Origin of the sequence: Acinetobacter sp. WCHAc060033 (assembly GCF_004209125.1) — a bacterium.
GTDB lineage: Bacteria > Pseudomonadota > Gammaproteobacteria > Pseudomonadales > Moraxellaceae > Acinetobacter > Acinetobacter wuhouensis.
The window spans coordinates 1-1360 of sequence record NZ_SGSW01000142.1; the positions used below are offsets into that span (position 1 = coordinate 1).

Consider the following 1360-nt stretch of genomic DNA (forward strand, 5'->3'; position numbering starts at 1 on the left):
GTTGCATCAGTTGTAATTTCTTCTTTGATGCGTTTCATCATATCCATGACTGACTCATCACCACGTTTAAACCGATCTGCTAAGCCATTCGACATGATTAACCCTGTAATTTTGCTTTTACGGTGTTCTAAAACGTCCATATTTGCGTTTTTAGGCTGTTTTACGACTTCATCAGGGATTTCTACGGGTTTTTGCTTAGAATCGCTAAAATCGCTGTTTTTTGGCGTTTCTGTCCCTGTTTTTTTCTTCTGTTTAAACTTGAATGAAAATCCTGTGATTGTCCGCCCTTTTTTGTGCTGTTCGTAGCTCGCTGTGATGTCTGTATGCTCGTTGATTTGTTTGAGAGACGGCTCTAAAACGTATTTTTTTAAATCATACATGCGTTGATATTCAGCATCGAGAACACCCATTTTTTGCCGAAAGTCAGCCAATTCTATGATTGGTGTTTTCCCTGTGGTTCTCCAGCAGATCAGTAACTCATACAAACGAATTGCATAACCTGTTGAAAGCTCGCTTATCTGTTTCATTTCATACTGAGTAAAACGTTCCTCAAGCCTTGTAATTAAAGGGATGACGATAGGAGCGAAGATTAACTTCACTGTAGCTTCTGCATCCACATAGCGAACTTCACTAACCCAACGTGAACGGACGTTTTCGGTATTTCCTCGTTCATTGATTTCCTGGTAACTGAATTGACGTGCAAATAGATCATCACAAGCATCTTTGAGGGCTTGGTAGGCTGTTTGTCTAGCTACGCCAAATTGATTGATATAACTCTCTGCATGGACGGTTAAAGGGTCATTGGCATTAATTCCCTTTCCTGACTCTCTTGCTTCAACAATCGCCAACAAGATTAAGCGCTGTTCAACGAGATCCAAGTTGTAACTAGCGTTCATTAGGGCATTGTCTTTCACTACTAATTTACTCATAAGACGTGAATTAAAATTTTTTCGTTAAAACGAATTTATCATAACATCTCGTCTTATGGTAGGTAAATCTCGTCTTATTGGTAGGTAAATCTCGTCTTATTGGTAGGTAAATCTCGTCTTATTGGTAGGTAAATCTCGTCTTATGTCCTCTGTATGCCTTGCTATACTTGCATTTCAGTATGGCTAAAAGCATTTAAAAGCATTTAAAAACATTAAAAGCCCAATTTTTCATGAAAATTGCCCTCGGTTTTCGCTAAAGCTCAAACTTTTTTGACTTCACTTCGTTACGTCAGGGGCAATTTTTGCAAATGACGGAGAAAAACCAAAGATTTTAAAAGCATTGAGCAAGGACACACAGAGGGTACTTTTTCACTACCGTTCAAAATTCCTACTCTGTGCCTTGTTGGGGCAAGCCCCAAACCCCAAAAAGC

1 protein-coding gene is annotated in these 1360 nt (G+C 39.1%); it reads right to left on the reverse strand.

Going from position 1 to position 1360, the window contains the following annotated elements; translation table 11 throughout:
- A partial coding sequence (gene repM / locus EXE10_RS20950) for a replication initiation protein RepM (RefSeq protein WP_213073873.1) occupies positions 1–929 on the reverse strand: 929 nt, incomplete at its 3' end.
- Positions 930–1360: the final 431 nt, after the last annotated feature.